The following is a 3,215-nucleotide window of genomic DNA, read 5'->3' as shown; positions in this document are numbered from 1 at the left end:
CGCCGCAATTCAAGGCAGGCGATTTCGATGCCGGAGTGACGCAGGGTGTCGATGCCATCCTGGATCACCTGGCGAACAGTCCGGAAGACGCGATCGCGATCGAAGAGGCGCAGCAGGCCGCCCGGCAGGAACGTCAGTCGCGCGATGGTGGTTTTCCAATCGGCACGATCATCTGGATCGCCTTCCTCCTGTTCTTCTTCGTCCTTCCGATGTTGCGCGGCCGCGGGCGCAAGCGTCGCTTCGGAGGCAGAAGGCGCGGACGAGGCGGCCCATGGGGCAATGCGGCGCGCGACATCATCCTGTGGGAAGCTGGCAAGGCCGTGGTTCGCGGCCTTTCCGACGGCGACGATTGGGGCGGTGGCGGCGGCTTCGGAGGCGGCGGGTTCGGTGGCTTCGGCGGCGGCATGTCCGGTGGCGGCGGCGCTTCGGGAGGCTGGTAGATGGCGTATCTTTCCGAAAAGGAGCATAAGCTCGTTTCTGATGCCGTCGCACAAGCGGAAAGGGCGACCAGCGGCGAAATCGTGACCGTCCTGGCCGATCGCAGCGATGGCTTTTCGGACGTCGTGCTCGTTTACGCGGCGGGCATGGCCTTTACCGCGATGAGCGTGTTTGCCGCCCTGCCCCTGCCTTTCCTCGACCTGTGGGACGCCCTGATCGGCGGCTGGGGGCACGATTGGACGACGGGAGAACTTGCGAGCATGACGATCGCACTGGGCCTCACGGCGTTCGCGGCGACCTGGTTGCTTCTGGCCATCGATCCATTGCGGTTCGCCCTCATTCCCAAACCCGTAAAAGCCGCGCGCGCACGCGACGCCGCGATCCGTCATTTCAAGGTCGGTGCGGAGAGCCGCACGCATGGGCGCACCGGCGTCCTCCTCTACCTCTCCATGCGCGAGCACCGCGCGGAGATCGTCGCCGACGAAACGATCGCAGGGCAGGTCCCGGCAGAGGTATGGGGTGAGGCGATGGCAGACATGCTGGCCGAAATTCGCGAAGGGCGCATCGCCGAAGGTCTGGCGGTGGGCGTACGCGATGTCGGCGCGGTTCTGGCCGAGCGCTTCCCGCGCGATGCCGAGGACACCAACGAGCTGCCCGATCGGCTGATCGAGGTCTGACCTTCGATTCAGCCTCGCCCGTGCCGAATGCCAGTCCCGAACGGAAATCCATGATCGATCCCCGCAACACGCCCGACCACGACGCCCCCGAGACGATCGAGTGGCAGGGCGACTACATCACCGCCAAGACGCGGGGGCGGTGGGAATATGTCGGGCGTGCGCGCAATATCCGCGCCGCCGTGATCCTGCCCCTGATCGGCGACGACGTGATCCTCGTCGAACAATATCGCGTGCCGCTGGGTTGCAATTGCATCGAACTGCCCGCGGGCCTGATTGGCGATGAAGAGGGCTATGCCGATGAAGACGATCTGGCCGCCGCAGGCCGCGAACTTGAGGAGGAGACCGGCTTTCGCGCGGGCAGGCTGGAAGAGATCGGGCGGTTCTATTCCTCTCCCGGCATGGTCAGCGAAAGCTTCACGCTCGTCCGCGCGACCGAGCTCGAAGAGATCGGACCCGGTGGCGGAACCGACAGCGAGGATATCGCGGTGCACCGCGTTTCGCGCGCCGGGCTGAAGGATTTTCTCGACCGGAAACGCGCCGAAGGTTGCGGCGTCGACGTGCGCCTGCTCTTGCTGCTGGGACAGGATATAATCGCAGGAGAGTGACTATGGCCGAAGCGAATAAGGGCCGGGCGAATAAAGGCAGGTGCGCGGGCAAGCTGGCGCTGGTGACGGGTGCGGCGCAAGGTCTGGGGCGCGCCCATGCGACCCGGCTGGCTGAAGAAGGCGCGCGCGTGCTCTGCACTGACCGGAACGGCGAAGGCGCCGAAGAAACCGCGCGACTGATCAACGAGGAATTCGGCGAAGGAACCGCCTTTGCCTGCGCCCACGACGTCACCGAACCGGACGATTGGACGAAGGCCGTCGATATGGCGCGCGACAAGCTCGGCGGGTTGAACGTGCTGGTCAACAATGCCGGGATCGGCGTTGGCGGCAATATCGAGACCTGCGATTTCGACGACTGGAAGCGGTGCTTCTCAGTCAATGTGGATTCGATCTTTCATGGTTGTCAGGCCGCGCTTCCGCTGATGCGCGAACATGCGCCGGGATCGATCGTGAATATCTCCAGCATTGCCGGGCTGATCGCCAGCGACACCATGCCGGCCTATAATTCGTCGAAGGCGGCGGTGTGGATGCTGTCGAAGTCGATCGCGCTCCACTGTGCCAAGAACCGCATGGATATCCGCTGCAATTCGGTCCACCCGACCTTCGTGGATACGCCGATACTCGACGGGACGGCGAAGAACCACAATCTGGACAAGGACGTGCTGCTGGAAAAGCTTGCCCGCCAAATCCCCTTGAAGAAGGTCGGCGAACCCAACGATATCGCCGATGCCGTTGTCTATCTCGCCAGCGACGAGAGCAAATTCATGACCGGCGCGGAGCTGAAGCTCGACGGCGGAATCTCCGCTATGTAAATTTCTCTGCGATTGCTTCCGAGGGGGCGGCCTGGCGGTCGGGAGGGAGAACGGATCATCTCCCTCCCCTTAATCCGCGATCAGTCCGATCGCGAGGTAGATCAGCAGGAAGCTGCCGAAGCCGAGCAGCGTGCCGAGGACGAAGCCGACCCGCACCAGAGTGACGTCGATTCCGAAATGGCGGGCAATGCCGGAGCACACGCCCATCAGCTTGGCATTGCGGCGGTCGAGCGCGAAGCTCTTGCTGGGCGTGCCGCCGGTGGATGAGTTGCGAAGATCGTTCATGCCAGCATTCCGTTCGGAGTGGCGGGGACGATCGCGGTGGCGAGAAACACGGCCGAGAGGGCGAGCGAGAAGGCGGCTGCGAACAGCTTGTTGCCGTCGAAGTCGAACATGAGATGATTTCCTTGTTGCTAAATGGGCTTAGGCGATGAGGCCGGACGGGCTGGCGGGGACGATCGCGGCGGCCATGCAGATGGCCGAAATGGCGAAAGCGGCGATGGCGGCGAAGGCGTTGTTGGCTTTGAAGAGAGACATTTTTGAATTTCCTTTTTCCCTGAACCCCGGCCCTTCCGGGGATGCCAGAATGATTGCAACCGCCGTGCCAAACTTGAAAAACGGCTGAATTTCGCCGTTTCGGCCTCCTCGCTTCCTGACGCGTTCGTTCATCAATCCGAAAGGTT

At 63.2% G+C, this 3,215-nt stretch carries 6 protein-coding genes and 1 pseudogene; 4 read left to right on the top strand and 3 right to left on the bottom strand.

Annotated elements, in window-relative coordinates:
- The 4 genes and pseudogenes from A3736_RS17300 to A3736_RS01590 all read left to right on the top strand — a co-directional run.
- Positions 1 to 440, top strand: a pseudogene (locus A3736_RS17300) (methanol dehydrogenase); the annotation flags it as partial.
- On the top strand, positions 441 to 1,115 hold the full coding sequence (locus tag A3736_RS01600) for a TPM domain-containing protein (protein WP_067678376.1): 675 nt from the start codon (positions 441 to 443) through the stop codon (positions 1,113 to 1,115).
- Positions 1,116 to 1,165: 50 nt separating this feature from the next.
- Positions 1,166 to 1,720, top strand: a complete 555-nt coding sequence (locus A3736_RS01595) for an NUDIX hydrolase (protein ID WP_067678374.1) — start codon at positions 1,166 to 1,168, stop codon at positions 1,718 to 1,720.
- 2 nt (positions 1,721 to 1,722) lie between these two features.
- A complete protein-coding gene (locus tag A3736_RS01590; protein ID WP_067678372.1) occupies positions 1,723 to 2,532 on the top strand; it encodes an SDR family oxidoreductase in 810 nt (269 codons plus the stop codon).
- A gap of 69 nt (positions 2,533 to 2,601) precedes the next feature.
- Here A3736_RS01590 and A3736_RS01585 read toward each other — a convergent pair whose 3' ends face one another.
- The 3 genes from A3736_RS01585 to A3736_RS17290 are packed head-to-tail and all read right to left on the bottom strand — an operon-like array spanning position 2,602 to position 3,069.
- Positions 2,602 to 2,817, bottom strand: a complete 216-nt coding sequence (locus A3736_RS01585) for a PspC domain-containing protein (protein ID WP_067678369.1) — start codon at positions 2,815 to 2,817, stop codon at positions 2,602 to 2,604.
- Positions 2,814 to 2,927 (bottom strand): recombination protein F, encoded by a 114-nt coding sequence (locus tag A3736_RS17295; protein ID WP_197465458.1) that lies wholly within the window; start codon positions 2,925 to 2,927, stop codon positions 2,814 to 2,816. The genes A3736_RS01585 and A3736_RS17295 overlap by 4 nt, the downstream gene beginning before the upstream one ends.
- Before the next feature lie 28 nt (positions 2,928 to 2,955).
- A complete protein-coding gene (locus tag A3736_RS17290) occupies positions 2,956 to 3,069 on the bottom strand; it encodes a recombination protein F (RefSeq protein ID WP_197465457.1) in 114 nt (37 codons plus the stop codon).
- Between the last annotated feature and the right edge of the window lie 146 nt (positions 3,070 to 3,215).

The sequence above is a fragment of the Erythrobacter sp. HI0063 genome, assembly GCF_001635685.1.
GTDB lineage: Bacteria > Pseudomonadota > Alphaproteobacteria > Sphingomonadales > Sphingomonadaceae > Qipengyuania.
This window is presented reverse-complemented; position numbering and strand designations above follow the sequence as displayed.

Bases quoted from the DNA above. Each gene is read 5' to 3' on its own strand.
- A3736_RS01590 (WP_067678372.1), top strand. From the start codon at position 1,723: ATGGCCGAAGCGAATAAGGGCCGGGCGAATAAAGGCAGGTGCGCGGGC.
- A3736_RS01585 (WP_067678369.1), bottom strand. From the start codon at position 2,817: ATGAACGATCTTCGCAACTCATCCACCGGCGGCACGCCCAGCAAGAGC.
- A3736_RS01595 (WP_067678374.1), top strand. From the start codon at position 1,166: ATGATCGATCCCCGCAACACGCCCGACCACGACGCCCCCGAGACGATC.
- A3736_RS17295 (WP_197465458.1), bottom strand. From the start codon at position 2,927: ATGTTCGACTTCGACGGCAACAAGCTGTTCGCAGCCGCCTTCTCGCTC.
- A3736_RS17290 (WP_197465457.1), bottom strand. From the start codon at position 3,069: ATGTCTCTCTTCAAAGCCAACAACGCCTTCGCCGCCATCGCCGCTTTC.
- A3736_RS01600 (WP_067678376.1), top strand. From the start codon at position 441: ATGGCGTATCTTTCCGAAAAGGAGCATAAGCTCGTTTCTGATGCCGTC.